14 protein-coding genes are annotated in these 19442 nt (G+C 44.7%); 10 read left to right on the top strand and 4 right to left on the bottom strand.

Annotated elements, in window-relative coordinates:
- Positions 1-17: 17 nt before the first annotated feature.
- The 7 genes from AC4HAJ_RS02160 to AC4HAJ_RS02130 all read left to right on the top strand — a co-directional run bounded on the left by AC4HAJ_RS02160 (position 18) and on the right by AC4HAJ_RS02130 (position 8856).
- Positions 18-4418, top strand: a complete 4401-nt coding sequence (locus tag AC4HAJ_RS02160) for a PolC-type DNA polymerase III (protein WP_491078523.1) — start codon at positions 18-20, stop codon at positions 4416-4418.
- Positions 4419-4715: 297 nt separating this feature from the next.
- Positions 4716-5150, top strand: a complete 435-nt coding sequence (locus tag AC4HAJ_RS02155) for a MarR family winged helix-turn-helix transcriptional regulator (protein ID WP_491078522.1) — start codon at positions 4716-4718, stop codon at positions 5148-5150.
- A gap of 125 nt (positions 5151-5275) precedes the next feature.
- Positions 5276-5821 (top strand): NADPH-dependent FMN reductase, encoded by a 546-nt coding sequence (locus AC4HAJ_RS02150; RefSeq protein WP_491078521.1) that lies wholly within the window; start codon positions 5276-5278, stop codon positions 5819-5821.
- Between the two features lie 216 nt (positions 5822-6037).
- Positions 6038-6346 carry a hypothetical protein gene (locus AC4HAJ_RS02145; RefSeq protein ID WP_491078520.1) on the top strand — a complete coding sequence of 103 codons (309 nt, stop codon included), beginning with the start codon at positions 6038-6040 and terminating at the stop codon, positions 6344-6346.
- A 35-nt stretch (positions 6347-6381) separates the two neighbouring features.
- Positions 6382-8028, top strand: a complete 1647-nt coding sequence (locus AC4HAJ_RS02140) for a DUF1430 domain-containing protein (RefSeq protein ID WP_491078519.1) — start codon at positions 6382-6384, stop codon at positions 8026-8028.
- A 1-nt stretch (position 8029) separates the two neighbouring features.
- The gene (locus tag AC4HAJ_RS02135) at positions 8030-8668 is read left to right on the top strand and encodes a putative bacteriocin export ABC transporter (protein WP_491078518.1); all 639 of its coding nucleotides are present in this window, start codon (positions 8030-8032) and stop codon (positions 8666-8668) included.
- Positions 8665-8856 carry a hypothetical protein gene (locus tag AC4HAJ_RS02130; protein ID WP_491078517.1) on the top strand — a complete coding sequence of 64 codons (192 nt, stop codon included), beginning with the start codon at positions 8665-8667 and terminating at the stop codon, positions 8854-8856. The genes AC4HAJ_RS02135 and AC4HAJ_RS02130 overlap by 4 nt, the downstream gene beginning before the upstream one ends.
- Before the next feature lie 86 nt (positions 8857-8942).
- Here AC4HAJ_RS02130 and def read toward each other — a convergent pair whose 3' ends face one another.
- A complete protein-coding gene (gene def / locus AC4HAJ_RS02125) occupies positions 8943-9557 on the bottom strand; it encodes a peptide deformylase (RefSeq protein ID WP_491078516.1) in 615 nt (204 codons plus the stop codon).
- Positions 9558-9684: 127 nt separating this feature from the next.
- Entirely contained in the window at positions 9685-10338 is a 654-nt protein-coding gene (locus tag AC4HAJ_RS02120) for a Crp/Fnr family transcriptional regulator (protein WP_491078716.1), read from the bottom strand.
- A 191-nt stretch (positions 10339-10529) separates the two neighbouring features.
- On the opposite strand from AC4HAJ_RS02120, the gene AC4HAJ_RS02115 reads away from it, so the two are divergent.
- Complete coding sequence (locus AC4HAJ_RS02115) at positions 10530-11729, top strand: MFS transporter (protein WP_491078515.1); 1200 nt, start codon at positions 10530-10532, stop codon at positions 11727-11729.
- An 87-nt stretch (positions 11730-11816) separates the two neighbouring features.
- Here the strand turns inward: AC4HAJ_RS02115 and AC4HAJ_RS02110 are convergent, their stop codons facing one another.
- Both AC4HAJ_RS02110 and rpsO read right to left on the bottom strand, forming a co-directional pair.
- The gene (locus AC4HAJ_RS02110; RefSeq protein WP_491078514.1) at positions 11817-14591 is read right to left on the bottom strand and encodes a cation-translocating P-type ATPase; all 2775 of its coding nucleotides are present in this window, start codon (positions 14589-14591) and stop codon (positions 11817-11819) included.
- Positions 14592-14786: 195 nt separating this feature from the next.
- Positions 14787-15056: a 30S ribosomal protein S15 gene (rpsO, locus tag AC4HAJ_RS02105; RefSeq protein ID WP_491078513.1), complete on the bottom strand. Its 270-nt coding sequence runs from the start codon at positions 15054-15056 to the stop codon at positions 14787-14789.
- Positions 15057-15580: 524 nt separating this feature from the next.
- Here rpsO and AC4HAJ_RS02100 point away from each other — a divergent pair.
- Complete coding sequence (locus AC4HAJ_RS02100; protein WP_491078512.1) at positions 15581-15880, top strand: WXG100 family type VII secretion target; 300 nt, start codon at positions 15581-15583, stop codon at positions 15878-15880.
- 441 nt (positions 15881-16321) lie between these two features.
- Positions 16322-19426, top strand: coding sequence for a type VII secretion protein EsaA (esaA, locus tag AC4HAJ_RS02095; RefSeq protein ID WP_491078511.1), 3105 nt, complete (start codon positions 16322-16324; stop codon positions 19424-19426).
- Positions 19427-19442: the final 16 nt, after the last annotated feature.

Genomic DNA, 19442 nt, shown 5'->3' with positions numbered 1-19442 from the left:
AATGGAGGTCAATAATTATGTCAGATTTGTTCGTAAAACTGATGGAACAAATAGAGCTACCGCTTGATATGAGAAAGGATCAAGCGCTTTTGGCTGCCGATATCAAGGAAGTCAAAGTCCATACTGTTAGTCGACACTGGGAGTTCCACTTTATCTTCGAGAGGATCCTACCGATTGAGATCTACCGGGAGTTGGCTGATCGCCTGGTGTCGACGTTTGAACGAGCAGATATCAAGGTGACCTTTGACATTGAAGCTAGGACACCTGACTTTACAGATGACCTTTTACAGGCTTATTATGAGGAGAGTTTTAATTATCCGCTGTGCAACAGTGCTAGTTTTCGCTCGTCTTTTGCCAAGCTCAGAGTATCGCACGAAGAGAAGAATCTGATTATTCATGCGCCGAGCTTTGTCGATAATGATCACTTTAAAAAGACCCATCTTCCACGTCTAGAACAGCAACTAGCCCTATTTGGCTTTGGCAAATTAACAGCTCAGATTAGGTCAGATGAAGCCATGACAGCAGAGCTCCAGCAGGCCTTTGAAGCACGAAGCGAGCAATTAATTGAGAAGGCTCAGGAAGAAAATGCTCAGGCTTTAGCCTCCTTAGAAGCCTCCTTGCCAGAGCGCGAAGAAGCAGCGCCTGTTTCTCCACAGTTTGACTATAAAGAGCGAGCTGCCAAGCGCCAAGCAGGCTTTGAAAAAGCTGAGATTACGCCTATGATCGACATCGAAACAGAAGAAAATCGTATTGTCTTTGAAGGGATGGTCTTTGATGTCGAGCGCCGTACAACCCGTACAGGTCGCCACATCATCAGCTTTAAGATGACAGATTATACCTCTTCTTTTGCTATGCAGAAATGGGCCAAAGACGACGATGATCTCAAAAAATACGATATGATCACTAAGGGGGCTTGGCTGCGGGTTCGTGGTAATATTGAAAACAATCAATGGACGAAATCCCTGACCATGAATGTTCAAGACGTCAAGGAAATCACCCATACGCCACGTAAGGATCTTATGCCTGAGGGGCAGAAGCGAGTGGAATTTCATGCCCATACCAATATGTCAACCATGGATGCCCTGCCTACAGTTGAGGAGCTGATCGATAAAGCTGCAGCCTGGGGGCACCCAGCTGTGGCCATTACCGACCATGCCAATGTTCAGAGTTTTCCGCATGGCTATCATAGAGCCAAAAAGGCTGGAATCAAGGCGATTTTCGGTCTCGAAGCCAATATCGTTGAGGACAGTGTGCCAATCACCTATAACGAAGTCAGCATGGATCTTCATGAAGCAACCTATGTGGTCTTTGACGTGGAAACAACCGGACTCTCAGCAGTCAATAATTCCTTGATCCAGATTGCCGCTTCCAAGATGTATAAAGGAAATATCATTGAGCAGTTCGATGAATTTATCGACCCCGGTCATCCTCTAAGTCAATTTACGACTGATCTGACGGGGATTACCGACCAGCATGTCAAGGGAGCCAAGCCTCTTTTGCAGGTCTTGGAAGAATTCCAGGCCTTCTGTAAGGACACGGTGCTAGTAGCCCACAATGCAACCTTTGACGTCGGCTTTATGAATGCCAACTATGAACGTCATGACCTGCCCCTGATCACTCAACCGGTCATTGACACCTTGGAGTTCGCACGAAACCTTTACCCAGAGTATAAGCGTCATGGGCTAGGCCCATTAACCAAGCGTTTTCAAGTGGCACTAGAGCATCACCACATGGCTAATTACGATGCGGAAGCAACTGGACGTCTGCTCTTTATCTTTATCGAGGAGGCGCGTGAAAAACGTGGTGTGACAGACCTGGCTGACCTAAATACTAAACTGGTCTCAGAAGATTCTTACAAGAAAGCCAGAATCAAACATGCCACCATCTACGTGCAAAACCAAATAGGGCTCAAAAATATCTTCAAGCTGGTGTCCCTCTCCCATGTCAAATATTTTGAAGGAGTGGCCCGTATCCCTAGAACCGTTCTAAATCAATATCGTGAGGGGCTCTTACTAGGAACAGCCTGCTCAGAAGGGGAGGTCTTTGACGCTGTTGTTACCAGCGGTGTGGATAAGGCTGTGGAGCTGGCCCGGTATTATGACTTTATCGAAGTCATGCCACCAGCTATCTATCAACCGCTTTTAGCTAATGATTTGATTTCTGGACAAGAGGGGATCCAGCAGGTTATCCGAGATCTCATCGAAGTAGGAAGAAGGGCAAATAAACCAGTCCTTGCTACCGGTAACGTCCACTATTTAGAGCCAGAAGATGAGCTCTACCGTGAGATTATTGTCCGCAGTCTAGGTCAGGGAGCGATGATTAACCGTCCGATCGGACGAGGAGAGGATGCCCAGCCTGCTCCTCTGCCAAAAGCCCATTTTAGGACGACCAATGAGATGTTGGACGACTTTGCCTTTTTGGGAGAAGACTTGGCTTATGAGATTGTTGTCCGCAACACTCAAGCTTTAGCGGAACGCTTTGAAGAGGTCGAAGTGGTCAAAAAAGATCTCTACACGCCTTATATTGATAAAGCAGAAGAGACTGTTGCTGAAAAGACTTATGAAAAAGCCTTCGAAGTTTACGGTAATCCCCTGCCAGACATTATTGACCGTCGGATCGAAAAAGAGCTAACTTCTATTCTAGGGAATGGTTTTGCTGTGATTTATTTGGCCTCACAAATGCTGGTTGATCGTTCTAATAAGCGTGGTTACCTAGTGGGATCGCGCGGTTCGGTTGGATCGAGCTTTGTAGCGACCATGATTGGAATTACCGAAGTAAACCCAATGCCCCCTCACTACGTCTGTCCGGAGTGTCAGTACTCAGAATTTATAACAGACGGTTCAGTCGGTTCGGGATTTGACCTAGCTGATAAAGACTGTCCTCAGTGTGCTCGTCCGCTCAAAAAAGATGGACAGGATATTCCCTTTGAGACCTTCCTTGGATTTGATGGGGACAAGGTTCCTGATATCGACCTCAATTTCTCAGGAGATGATCAGCCAAACGCCCATTTGGATGTGCGTGATATCTTTGGTCAAGAGTACGCCTTTCGTGCCGGTACCGTGGGTACGGTAGCTGAAAAGACTGCCTACGGATTTGTTAAGGGCTATGAGCGTGATTACAATAAGTTTTACCCAGACGCTGAGGTTGACCGCCTAGCCAGTGGCTCTGCTGGTGTCAAGCGGACAACAGGTCAGCACCCTGGTGGTATCGTGGTAATCCCCAACTACATGGATGTGTACGATTTCACCCCAGTGCAGTATCCTGCTGATGATACATCAGCCGAATGGCAGACCACCCACTTTAACTTCCATGATATCGATGAAAATGTCCTTAAACTCGATATTCTGGGACATGATGACCCCACCATGATTCGTAAACTCCAGGATCTCTCAGGCATAGACCCCAATGATATTCCTGCAGATGACCCAGATGTCATGAAACTCTTTTCAGGAACAGAAGTCCTTGGTGTGACGGAGGAACAAATCGGTACTCCGACAGGAATGCTAGGCATTCCAGAGTTTGGAACCAACTTTGTTCGTGGAATGGTCGATGAGACCCACCCTACAACCTTTGCAGAGCTTTTACAGCTTTCTGGTCTGTCTCACGGGACGGATGTCTGGCTGGGCAATGCCCAAGACCTGATCAAGGATGGAGTGGCGACCTTGTCGACGGTTATTGGCTGTCGTGATGACATCATGGTTTACCTCATGCACGCAGGACTGGATCCTAAGATGGCCTTTAGCATCATGGAGCGCGTGCGTAAGGGGATGTGGTTGAAGATTTCTGAAGAAGAGCGAAACAGCTATATTCAAGCCATGCGAGACAACAATGTGCCTGACTGGTATATTGAATCCTGTGGTAAGATCAAGTATATGTTCCCTAAAGCCCATGCGGCTGCCTATGTCATGATGGCTTTGCGTGTAGCTTACTTCAAAGTACACTACCCAATCTATTACTACAGTGCTTATTTCTCAATCCGTGCCAAGGCTTTCGACCTCAAGACCATGAGTGGTGGCCTAGAAGCGGTCAAGGCAAGGATGGAGGATATCAGAATCAAACGTAAAAATAATGAAGCAACCAATGTCGAAAACGATCTTTACACCACTTTGGAATTGGTCAATGAGATGCTAGAGCGTGGCTTCAAGTTTGGTAAATTAGATCTCTATCATTCTGATGCTGTAGAGTTCAAGATCGAGGGAGACACCCTTATTCCACCTTTTGTGGCTATGGACGGCTTGGGAGAAAATGTAGCCAAGCAAATCGTTGCTAGTCGAGAAGAGGGCGAATTCTTATCCAAGACAGAGCTCAGAAAACGTGGTGGTCTTTCCAGTACCCTAGTTGAAAAAATGGATGAGATGGGTATTCTAGGCGATATGCCTGAAGACAACCAACTCTCTCTCTTCGAAGATTTTTTCTAATAACCAAAAATAAACACTTAAAAGTATCAATTACTGCGTTGATTGGGTAACTCTAGAATAGAGATAAGGAGTCTGGACTTTTGTTCCAGGCTCTTGCTTTTTTGCCCATTCTGGGCGTTAGGCTTGTAGCCTACTCATAATCATGCTAGAATAAAAAACAGCTATAATTAATAATTAGGGATAAATCGGTTTAAGAGACCTTAAAATGATCTGCAATCACCTACTACAGGGAAAAGAGAGCAAGTAGGCTGAGCAGTGTCCTTAGCTGATCTTAAACAGATAATTGAGGGAGAGTCAATGACACAATTTAAAAATTCAGCGGTCAAGAGCATGGTCGTCATGCGAAAGGCCTTTCGGACTATAGATAATCAAGTATCGACCAGTTTTCGCGACTACAACCTGACACCAGCCCAGTTCAGTGTTTTGGATGTCCTTTACAGCAAGGGTCCTATGCGTATCGGGGAGTTGATCAGTACCATCCTCTCTACATCTGGTAATATGACTATTGTGATCAAAAATATGGAAAAAAATGGATGGATCAAACGCCAAGTCAGTAAATCCGATGGCAGGGTCTATGTCATTTCCTTGACAGATTTGGGGAGAGATCTGATTGAGCAAGCCCTTCCGGCTCACATCAAAGAAGTTGAAGCAGCTTTTGACGTTCTTACTCCGGATGAGCAAGAACAGCTGATTGCCTTACTCAAGAAATTCAAGCCACAAGAGGAGCGATGAGCTAATCATTAGACAGTTTAGTTCTTCTATGCTATTATCACTACATAGTAATAATTGCCAAAGGAGACAGAATGTCTGTTATCACTAGCCTAAAATCATTTTTGACAAAGAAAGAGGAAATTCCTATGAAAAACATTTTATTTATTGTCGGTTCTTTACGCCAAGGTTCTTTTAATCACCAACTGGCTCAAAATGCTGAAGCAGTCTTGGCTGGGAAGGCAAAAGTAAGCTATCTGGACTGGAAAGATGTCCCAGTTTTCTCTCAAGACTTAGAGACACCGGTTCTACCAGCTGTACAGGCTGTTCGTGATGCTGTCAAAGCAGCAGATGCCATCTGGATCTTCTCACCGGTTTATAACTTTGCCATTCCAGGTTCTGTTAAGAACTTGCTCGACTGGCTCAGCCGTGCAGAAGACCTCTCAGATACGACAGGTGCCTCAGTCCTTCAAGACAAGGTTACGACTGTCTCAATCCTATCAAATGGAGGTCACGATCAAGTTGCTGAAAGCTACCGTGCTCTGATGCCCTTTATTCGGACCAAGTTTGTCGATCAAGTCACTTATTCAAAAGTCAATGATTCCGCTTGGGCAGATGGAAAGTATGTAGCCAGTGAAGATGTGACAGCAGACTTGAATAAGCAAGCTGATGCCCTCCTAGCTGCTCTAGACTAAGCGCCAAGGGTAATAAAAACGATAATGAGCATAAAAAGGACGGATCGCTTAAGCGGATCCGTCCTTTTTATATCAGCAATGAAAGCGCTTTAAAGCAATCGATATTATAATACCACAATATTGATCAAAAAAACAGTCTGTAAAATGATTAACAAAAGGGCTACAATGGAAGTGATAGAGAGCATAGTAGTATTTTAGGAGAAGGAGGAAGCGGCTATGTACCGTCACTTGAAACGCCTCTTAGCCCTGCTAGCTTTCTTGTTCGTAGCTGGCTTGGGATTTCTCTTTGTACAGACCAGTCAGAGTGAGATGCTGGCAGGCTTCCGTGAGGTTGTCACTATTGAACAGTCTACAGTCGGCATCGATCAAAAGCTAGAGACGCTCGCAAAGGAAAACCATCTCGTCCTAGCCCGCCGTATCGTAGGACTACAGATCAGGGTAAAGGCGGGGTCGAAAACACCTATACGCCCATCGGTTCTGATAGGCTACCCTCCTCTCTCAAGCGTCAGACTGATCCCCAGCTAATCAAAAATGCTGGCTATAATACCCTCTATATTATCGTGAGCGGTAAGCTGTCAGCTGAAGAAGTAGCAGAAAAGCTCAATAGCCAAGGAAATGAGGCTTTGGTCTTGGTCTTTCCGACCGAGTACAGTACCGTCCTGCTCAGACTCTTTCTGACCAATCGGCAGATTTGGATGATCATTATAGCTTGGGTGGTAGCCTACATGACCCTAGTATTGGCAGAGTATATCTCCGACATGCGTACTGTTGGCATTCGCCGACTCTCAGGTGAAGGAAAACACCCAATCGCCCTCATGAAGACTGTTCGAGACACGGTTTTTATGGTCCTATCTGCCCTTGTCATCATCGTAGGTGTATCATTGGTCATGATCGCAGCTGGCATCTGGTCTTTGACAGGCCTACTCTTAGTCGCCCTGCCAATAGCGGCTATATGCTTACTGTTTGTCATGGTCAATGCCGGCTTATCTAATTTATTTTATTATGTTCTACAAAAACAACCGATTTACTTATCCATCAAGGGTAAGGCACCTGTTGCCATCATGATGACAGTGGTGCTTGCCACTCAGGCTGTAGCCATAGCCTCTGTTATGTATTGTTTCTTTGGGATGACTAGGATTGATAAAGACTTATCTCTCCTAGAAACGGGTCAAAAAGTATGGCAGGAAAATAAAGCCTACTATAGCTTAGCGACTCTAGAAGGAAGTGAAACAGTCACACAAGAAGATTACAGATCCTTCTATGAGGAGTTAGAAAAATCAGTCACCATCCTTTACCGAGAAAGTAATAGTGATGATATTGCTATTTCGGACAGCTCAGAAGCAGGTAGTTATGAGCCGACTGAGGAGTCGATTTCCAATGTCCTCTATGTCAATCCTGACTTCATCAATCACTCTGACCTGTCGCTAAGTCCAGAATCCGAGGACAAGCTAAACAGCATGAAGGAAAGCGATGAGCTGATCTTGATTCCGCAATCGCAAAAAAATAACTACAGTTCACTCAAAAAGCAATGGACTCGCTTTGAAAAACATGGATTTGCCTCCAATGAGGTCAGCCAAATCGCTAAGAACGCCGAGGTTTTAGCCGGTCTATACGATGGAGGAGCAGTCTTTACTTACCCTATTTTTGATGATGGTGGAGGTACCCAATCTATCTCTGTTGACTCCTTTAGAAAAGATCCTATCATCATCGTCAGAAAAGTTGATATGACCGACAGTCTAGTCGATCCAGGAGATATGCTGGTTGATCGTCCAGAGACCGTGATCAACTTGATTCAAAAACACAAGATGACAACAGAATTTGGCAACCTGACTAACGGTTTTGAGTCGATCCAGGCCAAGGAGGCAGCCTATAAGCAAGATAAGAATCTCTTACTTATAGCAGTAGGTGTGAGCTTGGTGACTTCCTTTATGCTGATGATTCTAGTCAATATCATCTATTTCTATCAGGGACGCCGAGAATTCTTTATCAAGAGATTGGCAGGCATGTCGCTTCTGTCTATGCACAGGACCTACCTCTTGAGTCTCAGCCTAGGTGCCCTAGTCATGTATATAGGAGGCTTGCTCTTGAACCTACCGGGTTCAGTCACCTTGGTACCTCTGATCTATCTTCTTGTGGCAGTAGGATTATTTAGTGTCCAGCTCCATCATGAAAATCACTCTAATATTAGTTATTTGAAAGGAGAATAGCATGATTGACTTGCAAGGGATAAAAAAGGCCTTCGATGATCATGTCATCTTTGACGATATAGACATGTCCTTTGAGGCGGGACAGTCCTATGCCCTGATCGGACAGTCAGGCTCTGGGAAATCAACCCTCCTAAACATCATTGGAAAACTAGAAAAGCCAGATGCCGGCAAGGTACTTATCCAGGGACGTGAACTCTCAGCTATAAGGGAAAAAGAATACTTTAAAGACTATATCAGTTATTTATTCCAAAATTTTGGTTTGATCGAAAATCGCACTATTAAAGAAAATTTAGAGTTGGCCTTTGTCGGAAAGAAGCTCAAAAATAGTGAAAAACTCACTCGGATGAAAAATGCACTAAAGCGTGTCAATTTACAAGTAGAGCTCAACCGCAAAATCTTTTCCCTATCAGGGGGAGAAAGCCAGCGTGTTGCCATCGCTAAGACGATTTTAAAGGATAGTCCGATTTTGTTAGCGGATGAGCCAACAGCTGCTTTAGACCAAAAAAACAGTCAAGAAATCATTGATCTGATTCTAGGCATGCAAAATGATGATCGTCTGATTATCATAGCTACCCATGATCCCAATGTATATGAACGCATGGATTATATTATTCAAATTGGAAAGGAAGTCCTAGCATGAAACTAAAAGGTGGATTAACCAATATTTTCTTACAGCTCTTGATGACTATATTTTCAGGATTCATGATACTAACGCAGATGGGAGCCATGAGACAGCCTTCAAAATTATTGATCCAGCTGATCTGTATCATGAGTATCATCTCTTTGATCCTAGCGATTTGGAATTATGTCAAGGAGGATAAGGATTAAGTGTCCTTCAACCCACCAGAAATCTAAAAAAGCTCTTTGTACCTACTCAGGTACAAAGAGCTTTTTATCTATAGAGATCAGCCTGCTTATTCTAAAATAAGCAAGCCATCTTGAATGGCGAAGGGATCTTCTTTATTGATACGGTCGTAGAAGAGGATACCATTGGTATGGTCGATCTCATGTTGGACGACCATTGAGTTGTAGCCACGCAATTTGATCTTTTGTGGCTCACCCTTCTTATCGATATACTCGACTGTGATCCGTGAGTGGCGAACGACATACCCCGGAACATCACGGTCAACAGACAAGCATCCCTCTCCATCTCCCAGTGCAGCATTTTGGACAGAGTGGGCGACGATTTTAGGATTGTACATAATCTCCTCTAAGCTGTAGGGATTTTCTGGGGGATTCCCATTTTCATCTTCTGGATTTGGAACCAGAACAGCGATGATGCGCTTAGAAATATCTAATTGAGGCGCTGCTAATCCGACACCTCCTCGCAGGCCCATCTTTTCAGCTGTGACAGGATCTTGAGAGTTCTTGAGAAACTGCATCATCTTTTCCCCTAGGATGATATCTTCATCAGAAAGAGGGAGTGTGACATCTTCTCCTGGTTGGCGAAGGGTAGGGTTCCCCTCACGAATGATATCGCTCATGTCGATCAGGTGATGAGCTTTGATGATTTTATCTTGTGCAGACATTGATTTCCTCCTTTATCGTAAAAGTCAAACCACAGATATGGCAAGGCTTTAGCATGATTGCGATTAACTTTAGTATAGCACGAAAGCAAGCAATGATAAAGTCAGAAGTCGCAAAAGAAATCACCCCCTAGTCTTGAATGACCAGCTCTGTCAGTGCTGATCGATCTGTGATGACATAGGTCCGAAAGGCTGTTTTTTCGATCATTCTCTGATCCTGCAACGCCTTGATCACCCGGCTCAAGTGACGATAAGAGGTACCAAAAGTATCAGCTAGTACACTGGGAGCCAGCTGGATGGAACCATCTGTCTCATGGGATAGTAGGTAGGTAGCCAGCCGTTCTTTGACGGAGTAAGCGATATTGGTTGAGGAGATACGATTTTGCTGCTCAAGTTTCTGGGCCAACTGCCGTCCCATCTGATAGAGAAAAAGGGGATCCCTAAAGAGCTGATCACGGTGCTGCAAGGGCAGTTGAATGACGATACTAGGCTCCAAAGCGGTAACAGACGAGACACTATCTTGCTGATTCATAAACTCAATATCTCCGATCAAGGTAGGCTGCTGGATGGTTTCGAGAATATGCTCCTTACCGTTGAAGAGACGGCGAACAATCTTGATATGACCCTCGATAAAATAATAGAGGTAGTCTAGCGCCTCTCCTTGCTGACAGATAGATTCTCCCTTATCGTAGAAAACTAGCTGGAGATGAGAAAGATAGTGCTCCGGAAAAATACGATCAAGCTCATACTCTGTGATATAATCTTGGAGAGATTTTGACATGATAGGCTCCTTTTGAGAGCGGGGCAAAAGCCCAAACTCGTTAGTATTATGTATTATTATAGATTTATTAGATTTGCGCAGTGGTTGATTTTGTTGTCCCTACTTTTAGGACATATGTCCTATTTTCTCAATTTGATTTTCATTATACTTGATAAGCACAATAGATTCAAGAATTTAAACGAATGGAAGTTATCATGAAGTCTACAATGGAAAAAATCAGCCTGCTAGCTCTATCTCTCATGCTAGTATCAACCTATGCCATCTCGCCGGCCTTACCGGAGATGATTGCCTACTATAGCAAGCAAGGGATTGCGACAGCCCAGATCGAACTCTTAGTGTCACTGCCTTCCTTTGCCATTATCGCCGTCCTCCTAGTGACGCCCCTGCTCGGTCGTTTCTTATCGGAACGATTGATGATCGTCACTGGTCTCTTGCTCTTGGCCCTAGGAGGGAGCTTTCCTGTCTTTGTTCAGACCTATCATCCCGTTGTCATGGCCCGCCTGCTTATGGGAGTTGGGATTGGCTTGATCAATGCCCGTGCCATCAGCATGATTAGCCAACGCTTCAAGGGGCGTGAGCGGATCAAGATGCTGGGCTATCGTGGTTCAGCAGAAGTGCTGGGCTCAGCCCTCCTGACCTTCCTAGCTGGGCAGTTGCTGGGCTTATCTTGGTCAGCAACCTTTATCCTCTATGCCTTTGCTCTGCTTATCCTGGCTCTTTACCTGCTCTTTGTTAGTCAACCCCAGTCAGCTAAACAATCTTCTCTCAAGGATGCAGCCCTATCCCAAGAGGCTTCCCGCCTCAGTGTCAAAGAGCGCATCTATATCATGGCCATGGCCTGCTATGCAGGCTTTGTAATCCTGATCAATTCCATCAATACCTTGCGCATCCCAGTTATCGTTGACCATTTTGGCTATGCTAGTGCCCAAGCTGCTAGTATAATTTTGAGCCTGATGATGCTGATGGGGATCCTATCTGGTGCAGTTTTCAGCAGCCTGGTTGCTTGGTGCAAATCTTATTTGATGAGCCTGGTTGCCATCGTTTTAGGCCATGGTTTGCTCCTCATGTGGGTGGCTGATAGTGTTTTACTACTCGGTCTCGGTGCTCTGGTGACAGGATTTGTATATAGTCTAGGGGTAACCTTTGTATTCAATCATGTCTCAGAGCATATGGCAAAAGAAAAGCTTCATACGGCAACCACCTTAGTCTTGCTGGGCTGTAATTTAGGAGGTGCCCTAGCACCAGTAGTCATGGGAATTTTCGCTAGATTAAGCCCATCCTTGATAGCTCCCTTCCTTATTTTGGGGATAGCTAGCCTGCTCTTAGGGCTCAGCCTCCTAGCTCAGGCCCTAAGAGGCAAAGGACAAAGCACTCCAAGATCAGAAAGATCTTAACTAAAACATACTAAAGAGACTGGATCCTGCTTCCAGTCTCAATTTAGTTGTAGCGAAAATGCAAACACGGGCTGTGTCAAAAGCCTCCTAAGTCCGAGATTTTTGACGTAGCCAAGCCTTTCTAGCTTCTTCGATAAAGAAAATTGGCAGAGGACAGAGCAGTAAAATACCCCACTCTAGACTAGTGATCGGTGCTGTATTAAACAGCCCATTGAGGGCAGGAACGTAGGCCAGTAGACAAAAGAGCATAATCTCAAGGGCTAGTCCAAGATTGATCGTACGATTGGTGAAGAAGCCCCTCTTAAAAATAGATTGCGTCTGTGTCCGACAGTTCATGACCTGAGCCATCTGGCTAAAAATAATAGCACCCAAAGTCATCGTTGTAGCCTCACGATAAAGACTGCCACTGCTAGCTAGACTACTGCCCAATTCTCCATGAAGAGCATATACAGAGAAGAAAGCGATCATAGCAACGACAGCCTCCATGCCACCGTACCAGAGGAACGATTTGACCAGCATTTTGCGATTGACCAGTCGGTCAGATTTAGCCCTCGGTGGCTGACTCATGATACCTTCCTCAGGTTGCTCCACACCTAAGCCTAGCGCAGGCATCATATCACTCCCCAGATCGATAGCTAAAATCTGCATAACCGTCAAAGGCAGAGGAACCAGCCCCTTAGAAAAGAGGAAGACTGCTGATGGGACAGCTTCTGAAGTATTGCTATTAAAAATGTAGCTGAGGAATTTACGCAAATTATTATAGATGCTGCGCCCTTCTTCAATAGCTTTAACGATAGAAGTGAAATGATCATCGGTCAAGATCATGTCAGCCGATTCCTTGGCGACATCAGTTCCTGTGATCCCCATAGCGACACCAATATCAGCTTTTTTCAAAGCAGGGGCATCATTGACGCCATCACCAGTCACGGCGACGACATGTCCCAGTGCTTGTAGATTGGTGACGATTCGGAATTTTTGCTCAGGTGCAATGCGAGCAAAGATCACTTCATCACAGAGGGCCTCCTGCAAATCAGTATCAGACATCTCTGCCAAGATACGACCACTGATCACACGAGGATGCTCAGTCTTGACAATCCCGATGCTCTTAGCAATACTGACTGCTGTCAAATCATAGTCACCTGTCATCATAATGATCCTAATGTTGGCATCGTGACATTTAGCAACAGCTTCCTTGACTCCTTCGCGCGGTGGATCCTGCATGACCAGTAGCCCCATAAAGATCATATCAGCTTCTGTTGTTTCGACGCTAGCTTCTGCAAGGCCAGTTTCATCATCATAGAGCCTGCAGGCTAGGGCTAAAACCCGGAGTCCTTGTTGGGCATAGGCATCATTGGCTCTCAGGATTGCGGATTTTTCCCCGTCATTGAGTTGCCTGATCTGACCATCTTCTCGGATATAGGGACTAAGCTCCAAGATTTCCTTAGGTGCTCCCTTGGTAAAGGATGCGGTCGACTTTCCTTCAATAGCCTGTGATAGATGATTGAAAGTTGTCATACGCTTGCGATCAGAATCAAACGGCAGCTCTCTCAAGCGATAATTATCCCGATCATGAGCAGATAGATCGATACCAGCCTTCTGAGCAGCCACCTCCAAACAGGCCTCGGTCGGATCGCCCAAGACGGTATAATTAGGATTGTCAGCATTTGGATGGCTGATCTTGGCATTGCTACACAGAGTTGCCCCTCGTAAAATCCAGTTGAGATCAGTATCCATATCTGCTCGGACTTCTTGTCCTTCTAGGAGCACCTGTCCTACGGGTGCATAGCCTAGACCTGTTAGCTTGTATTCTTTTTTGGGCGTCCATATATTATGAACGGTCATCTCATTCTTAGTCAAGGTCCCCGTTTTATCAGAGCAAATAACAGTAGTCTCTCCGAGAGTCTCTACGGATGCTAATTTTTTCACTAGAGCATTTTCCTTGGCCATACGCTGAACAGCCATAGCTAAAGATAGAGTAATGGTAGGCAGCAAGCCCTCAGGAATAAAGGCCACAACCATCCCTAGTGAAAAGATAAAGGCTCTAGCAATCGGCTCCTTGACAAAGAAAACAGAGGCGATGAAGAAGAAAAGCCCGACACTCATAGCAATGAGAGAGATCTGCTTGGTCAGACGATCCACATCCTTTTGCAGCGGACTCTTATCATCGGCAACATCCTGAGTGAGGTGAGCGATCTTACCAAACTCTGTCTCCATCCCAATCTTGGTCACTAAAACTCGAGCAGAACCATTGGAAACAGTCGTCCCTGCAAAGATGAGATTATCAGCTTCCAAGGTAGTAAGATCTTCGTCTCTAATCACCTGATCATGCTTTCTGACCGGATTGGACTCCCCCGTTAAAGCAGATTGGTTGACTTGTAGATCCGTTGCGGTAAGAATCCTAGCATCTGCCGAAATTTTATCCCCCTCTTCGATCAGGAGAATATCCCCAGGGACCAAGTCTTCTGCTAAAATCTTTTGTTCAATACCATCACGAACGACACGAGCATAAGCAGGAAGCATATTTTTCAAGGCTTGGGTAGCCTTCTGAGCACGATTTTCCTGAATAAAGCTAAAAATACCATTGATGACATTGACCAGCCAGATCGCAAGACCTAGCTCGATAGTCCCAGTTAAGATAGCCACCAGCCCGCCTATCCAAAGTAGCAGGGCCATCAGGCTGGTAAAATTCTTCAAAAAGCGCAGTAGTTGAGATTCCTGCTTAGTTTCTGCCAGGAGGTTTTTACCATACTCACCCTGTCGCTTGTGAACGTCTTCGCTGTGCAGACCAGTTTGCCTTGTCTGAAATTGTTGGTATAGTTCTTCTGATGAAAGGGCTTGATAGCCAACTGTTTCATCTGCCATGTAACCGCCTTCTTTCTATTTTCATCTACATTTTAACACCATTAGAAAAAAAGAAAAGGAAAAATATGGAGAAGACGCTAATATTTCTCCCCCTTCCTATGTTAATCTTCTTCACTCAGGAGAGTTCTTGCCAGTAAAACAACAAAAAAGAGCTTAGGATATATCCTAAGCTCTTAGTCTCAACTAAGGCTTCGATTAACGACGAAGTCCTAGTGATTGAATCAAGTCACGGTAACGGTTGACATCCTTACGACGTAGGTAAGCCAAGAGGTTACGACGGTGACCGATTTTTTTCATCAAACCACGGTAAGTAGCGTGGTCTTTTTTATGCTCTTGAATGTGCTCATTGAGGTGGTTGATTTCCCAAGTCAATACAGCGACCTGTACTTCTACAGAACCAGTATCACCTTCGTGACGAGCGTATTGAGCGATAATTTCATTTTTTTTCTCTTTTGAGATTGCCATAGTAAAATTCTCCTTTTATTCCTTCAACCGAGTCCTAGGTTTGGCTGTCCTAAAACCAAGAAGAAGTTAGTTTGTCCCAAGGACTCACTTATTTTAGCAAAAAGCTCAAGTTCAGTCAATGAAAAGACCGCAAAGAAAGCTCAATCAAGCACTTCGCTCCTTTGTGTGATAGCAAACTTGACAATCCAATGAAGGCTAACGCCCCAGTTACTAAAGACAGTAATTTCAAACTTTTTAAAAATTTTGAGTGATTTTGAAAAGTTTTTACGGATAGATAGGTGAGAGGAAATAGCGACTAAGAGCTGGGCAAAAGAATACCTAAATTTTAAAAATTAAGAGTTTGTTAAGTAATTGCAAGATAATTTCTTCTCTTTTAACCCCATTTTAAAATAGCTCAGATCCGCATAATTATTGTGTTTACTAGCAAATGAAATCAAAATGTAACATTATGTCATAATTTTGTTATTGATTTATTTTTTTTTTTTTTAAGATATTAGGTATTACCAAAGAAAGGAAGTTTATTAATGAACGGACAAATTAGATTAACACCCGCAGAGCTGCGCGAATCAGCTAAGAAGTACAGTCAAGGTTCCATGCAGATTGAAGACCTATTGGGAATGTTGCGCAATGAGCAAGAAGTCATCTCAACAAATTGGGATGGTGATGCTTTCGGAGCCTTTGAAGAGCAGTTCAATGACTTGGCACCAAAAGTTCAAAACTTTGCCGACTTACTGGAAGCTATCAACGGGCAATTAAACCAAGTCTCTGAAAATATGGAAGGTGTCGATACAACAATGGCATCTCAAATCCGCAAGGGTTGGTAGTAAGACTCAAGGGGCAGAGAGTGGGACAAAAATCACGATTTTGATTTTGTTATCTCACCTCCGCACACCTCAAAAGATCCGGTAGATCTTTGGAGGTTGGCCGCTATCCATTGCTGCCTAGCAAGGGATAAGGACAGCCACTCAGCAGTGGTTCATTGGTGCTAAAGCACCTAATGAACTGTGCAGGGGTAAGACTAAGCTGGCAAGCCAACAAGTCTTACTCCCAACCACTGCGTCAGTCTAGTTAAATCTAGAACACTATTAATGAGTCTGGACTTGTCCCAGACTCTGTTTTTATGGTGCGAGCAGAGAAAGTTTACCTTTTCTTTCCCCGCTGGCAGGATAAAAACCTAAGAAGTTATCAGGGGACCAGCAGTTGCCATTGCCAGTGGTCCTGAAGCGTTAAGACGATGACAGAGAAGCATAAAAGAGAGGAAGGATATGAAGAAAAAGTTATCAAGTACTGTTAAACTCATCAGAAATATTTTAGTAGTTTTGGTGCTTTTGTTTGGTATAGTCAGCCTCAATCTTTTATTGGAGCGGTCAAATCGAACCAAAGAGGAAGATCAAGATACTAGCACTCAACGTCTGAATGTCGCTGTGATCAATGAAGACCAAGCTGTTTTATCTCAAGATGGAAAAGACACTTATGACTTGGGTGATGATTACATTAAAACACTGGAGCGTGATGAGAGCCAAAACTGGACAGTGACCTCCCGCTCGAGTGCAGAAGCTGGGCTGGACTCAGGAAGATTTCAGCTGGCTGTCTTTATTCCCAGTGATTTCTCCTCCAAGGTTTTAGATATTAATAAAGTTCTAGCGGACAAAGCCACCATTACCTACAAGATCAATGCCAAAGGCAATAGCGCTGTCGAAGCCGATGCTCAGGAGGTTGGGACCCAAGTTGTCTCAGACCTCAAGAGCCGTCTAGTCAATATGTACATGGCCTCTGTTCTCGGAAACCTCTACACAGCTCAGGAAAATGCTAAGTCTGTTTCAGAAATCCAGAGTGGCAACATCGGTGATTATCAGACCAACCTATTGGATAACGCCGTCAGCTTTGAAACGCTTTTCCCAAGCCTAGTATCTCTCTCGAGCAATGCCTTTGATATGAATACCAATCTAATGGAATCTTTGGAGGAAGCTGTTTTAGATGTGAAAGCAGATCGGCTGGATACAGATAAGATGCAGGCCGACCTAGCCACTTTAACGCATGCTTATAGTACAGGTGAAATCGACACAGATGAGTATACATCGGGTCTGATGAGTATGGACTCAGAAGCGCTAGATAGTCAGTTGCCAGAGATGATTGCCCGCTTGGAAAGTGATCAGCAGGCGGTATCTAGCAGGCTCAAAAAACAAAACTCAGAACAGCTAGATCCTGAGCAGCCTTCTCAGGCTAGCTATGAGGAAGTTGTCGACAATGCTTCTCATCAGCTAGATGAGCTAGAAAAGCAGCTCAGTACAGCAAAAAATAAGGACGACAATAAACCTGATAAAACGACCAAGGAAATCGTTGATGACTTCTTGGTTGGCTACTATGGAAAAGAAGGCATTGACCAGCTCGATAGCTTGACGCTACGTGAGGTGCTGACTAAAAAAGATAAGAATGATACAAGGCTTTTAAGCCAGGATCTTAATACCTACATCACGAGCCTAGATAGCATGATAGGGACGGCTGTTAAGAGTCTACCGGCAGATAAGGTTTCTGACCTAGCTGACCTCAAAGGAGTGACAGATACAGACTACACGAGCCTGATCACGACCTACGATGATACCAAGCCAGCCTCTACCTATGGCTATGCTGATAATGATGACAAGGCAGGCGATAAGCCAAGTGATAGTGCAGGTCTGAAAACACTGCTATCTCAAGCAGCCCAAGATGTGCGTGATTTTGACACGACGACCATGCAAGCCAAGACAGAAGTCAAAACGCAAGTAGAAGCACGACTTCAAGATCCTAAGGGCGTAGTTGAGAGCTGGTACGTGGTTAAAGAAGATGGAAGTCAGACGGATCCTGTTGGAGCTGATCAAGCCATTAAGATTGACCTTGGTCAAAAAAATACCTTCCATTACAATTTCAAATCATCGACTTCAGAAGAGCAGGCAGCCCCAGATGCTAGCCCTGCTACCCTAGCTGTTGAGCTAGATGGTGTCGCTGCCACGACGACACAAGCTAAAACTTTTGATGAACAAGAGTATAAGAAAAGGATCGATACCTATGCCAAAGTGGCCCAAGCGGTCGTCGATGCCTATAATCATGCAGGAAGTTTGCTGGCGACCTACTATCCAGACGGAAATGATCAAAGCATTACAGAGCGTTTCTTTGACCAGTCAGCCCGTAGCTTCTTGGACGATATCCTGACTCAGGCTGTATCAGATGCCGTCGGTACTTACGATGGCAATGTCGATGTCACCAATGCGCTAGAAACTCTCAAAACAACTCGCCAGAGCCTGATTGATGACTTGAAATCCATCATCGAAACAAACGATCAGGTCGAAAGTGATATATCTGAGACACTGGGCTTACTCAAGGAAATTCAGAGTGATCAGGAAGCGTCAAACTCTCCTCAAGCCCAGGCAGAAGCTGACAAGCGTGACAAGGCAGGATCAGACCTGACCAGTGATCTTTCGGATCTGATCACCCAGTCTGAGTCTCTCAAATCTGCCTCTGAGTCAAATGCTGAATCAGCTAAAGCTGTCAATGAGAGTTTTGATTCCTTCAATGAGTCAGCCAAAGAAGCCCAAAATCAAGGTGATAAGCTCTCAGCCGATGCCCAGCGTCTCATGGGCGAATTTAATGAGGAACTAGAGGATACGAATGACTTCGTAGGTTCCTTTAAAAAGGTTTTAGACAATGCCTACCAAGAGGGTGTTCCCAATGAAGCCATGCTTGATTTCCTATCAAGCCCCGTACTGTCTCGCTCAAGCAGTTACCAAGCAAGAGTAAATACCTATCGTCCTTTCACATGGATCTTACTCCTAGCGGTTGTGACCCTCTTTACAGCCTACCTCTTTGCTACTCAGGAACTCATGACCAGAGTCAAAAATCAGTTTGCCAAAGGTCTCTTTGCTGATATAGATCCTCTTAATGTCGGAACAATTTCAGCTTTAGGACTGCTCCAAGGTCTAGTTTTAGGACTTGCTTCATCCAGAAGCCTGCAACTAGCTAGTGACAAGGTTCCTTCATGGATTCTCCTCTTTGTCCTCTATGGCTTAGTCTTACTACTTGCCCAGTACTTTATCCTGAAGCGGATGAAGGCTCTAGGGATGGGACTATCACTCTATGTCCTTGTCAGCTTTGTCTACTTCTCAAGCGCCGTCGGTGCAAGTGTAGGATTGACAGGCTGGCTCAAGCAGCTCAAGATATGGAACCCTCTGTCTCACATGGAAAAGACCCTGTCTGCTTATTTTGACAACAGCTTAGTCGATGCCAAACAGGTCTTCATTCTCATCTTACTAGCAGCTGTTTTGGCAGGGTTAAACACCTTGATACGCTTACCTTGGGAGTCCAAGAAGCCTTCTGAGTCAACTAAGGCCAGTTAAAACATCTATCTAGTAA

This window comes from Streptococcus sp. ALY_211 (assembly GCF_058314555.1).
This window is presented reverse-complemented; position numbering and strand designations above follow the sequence as displayed.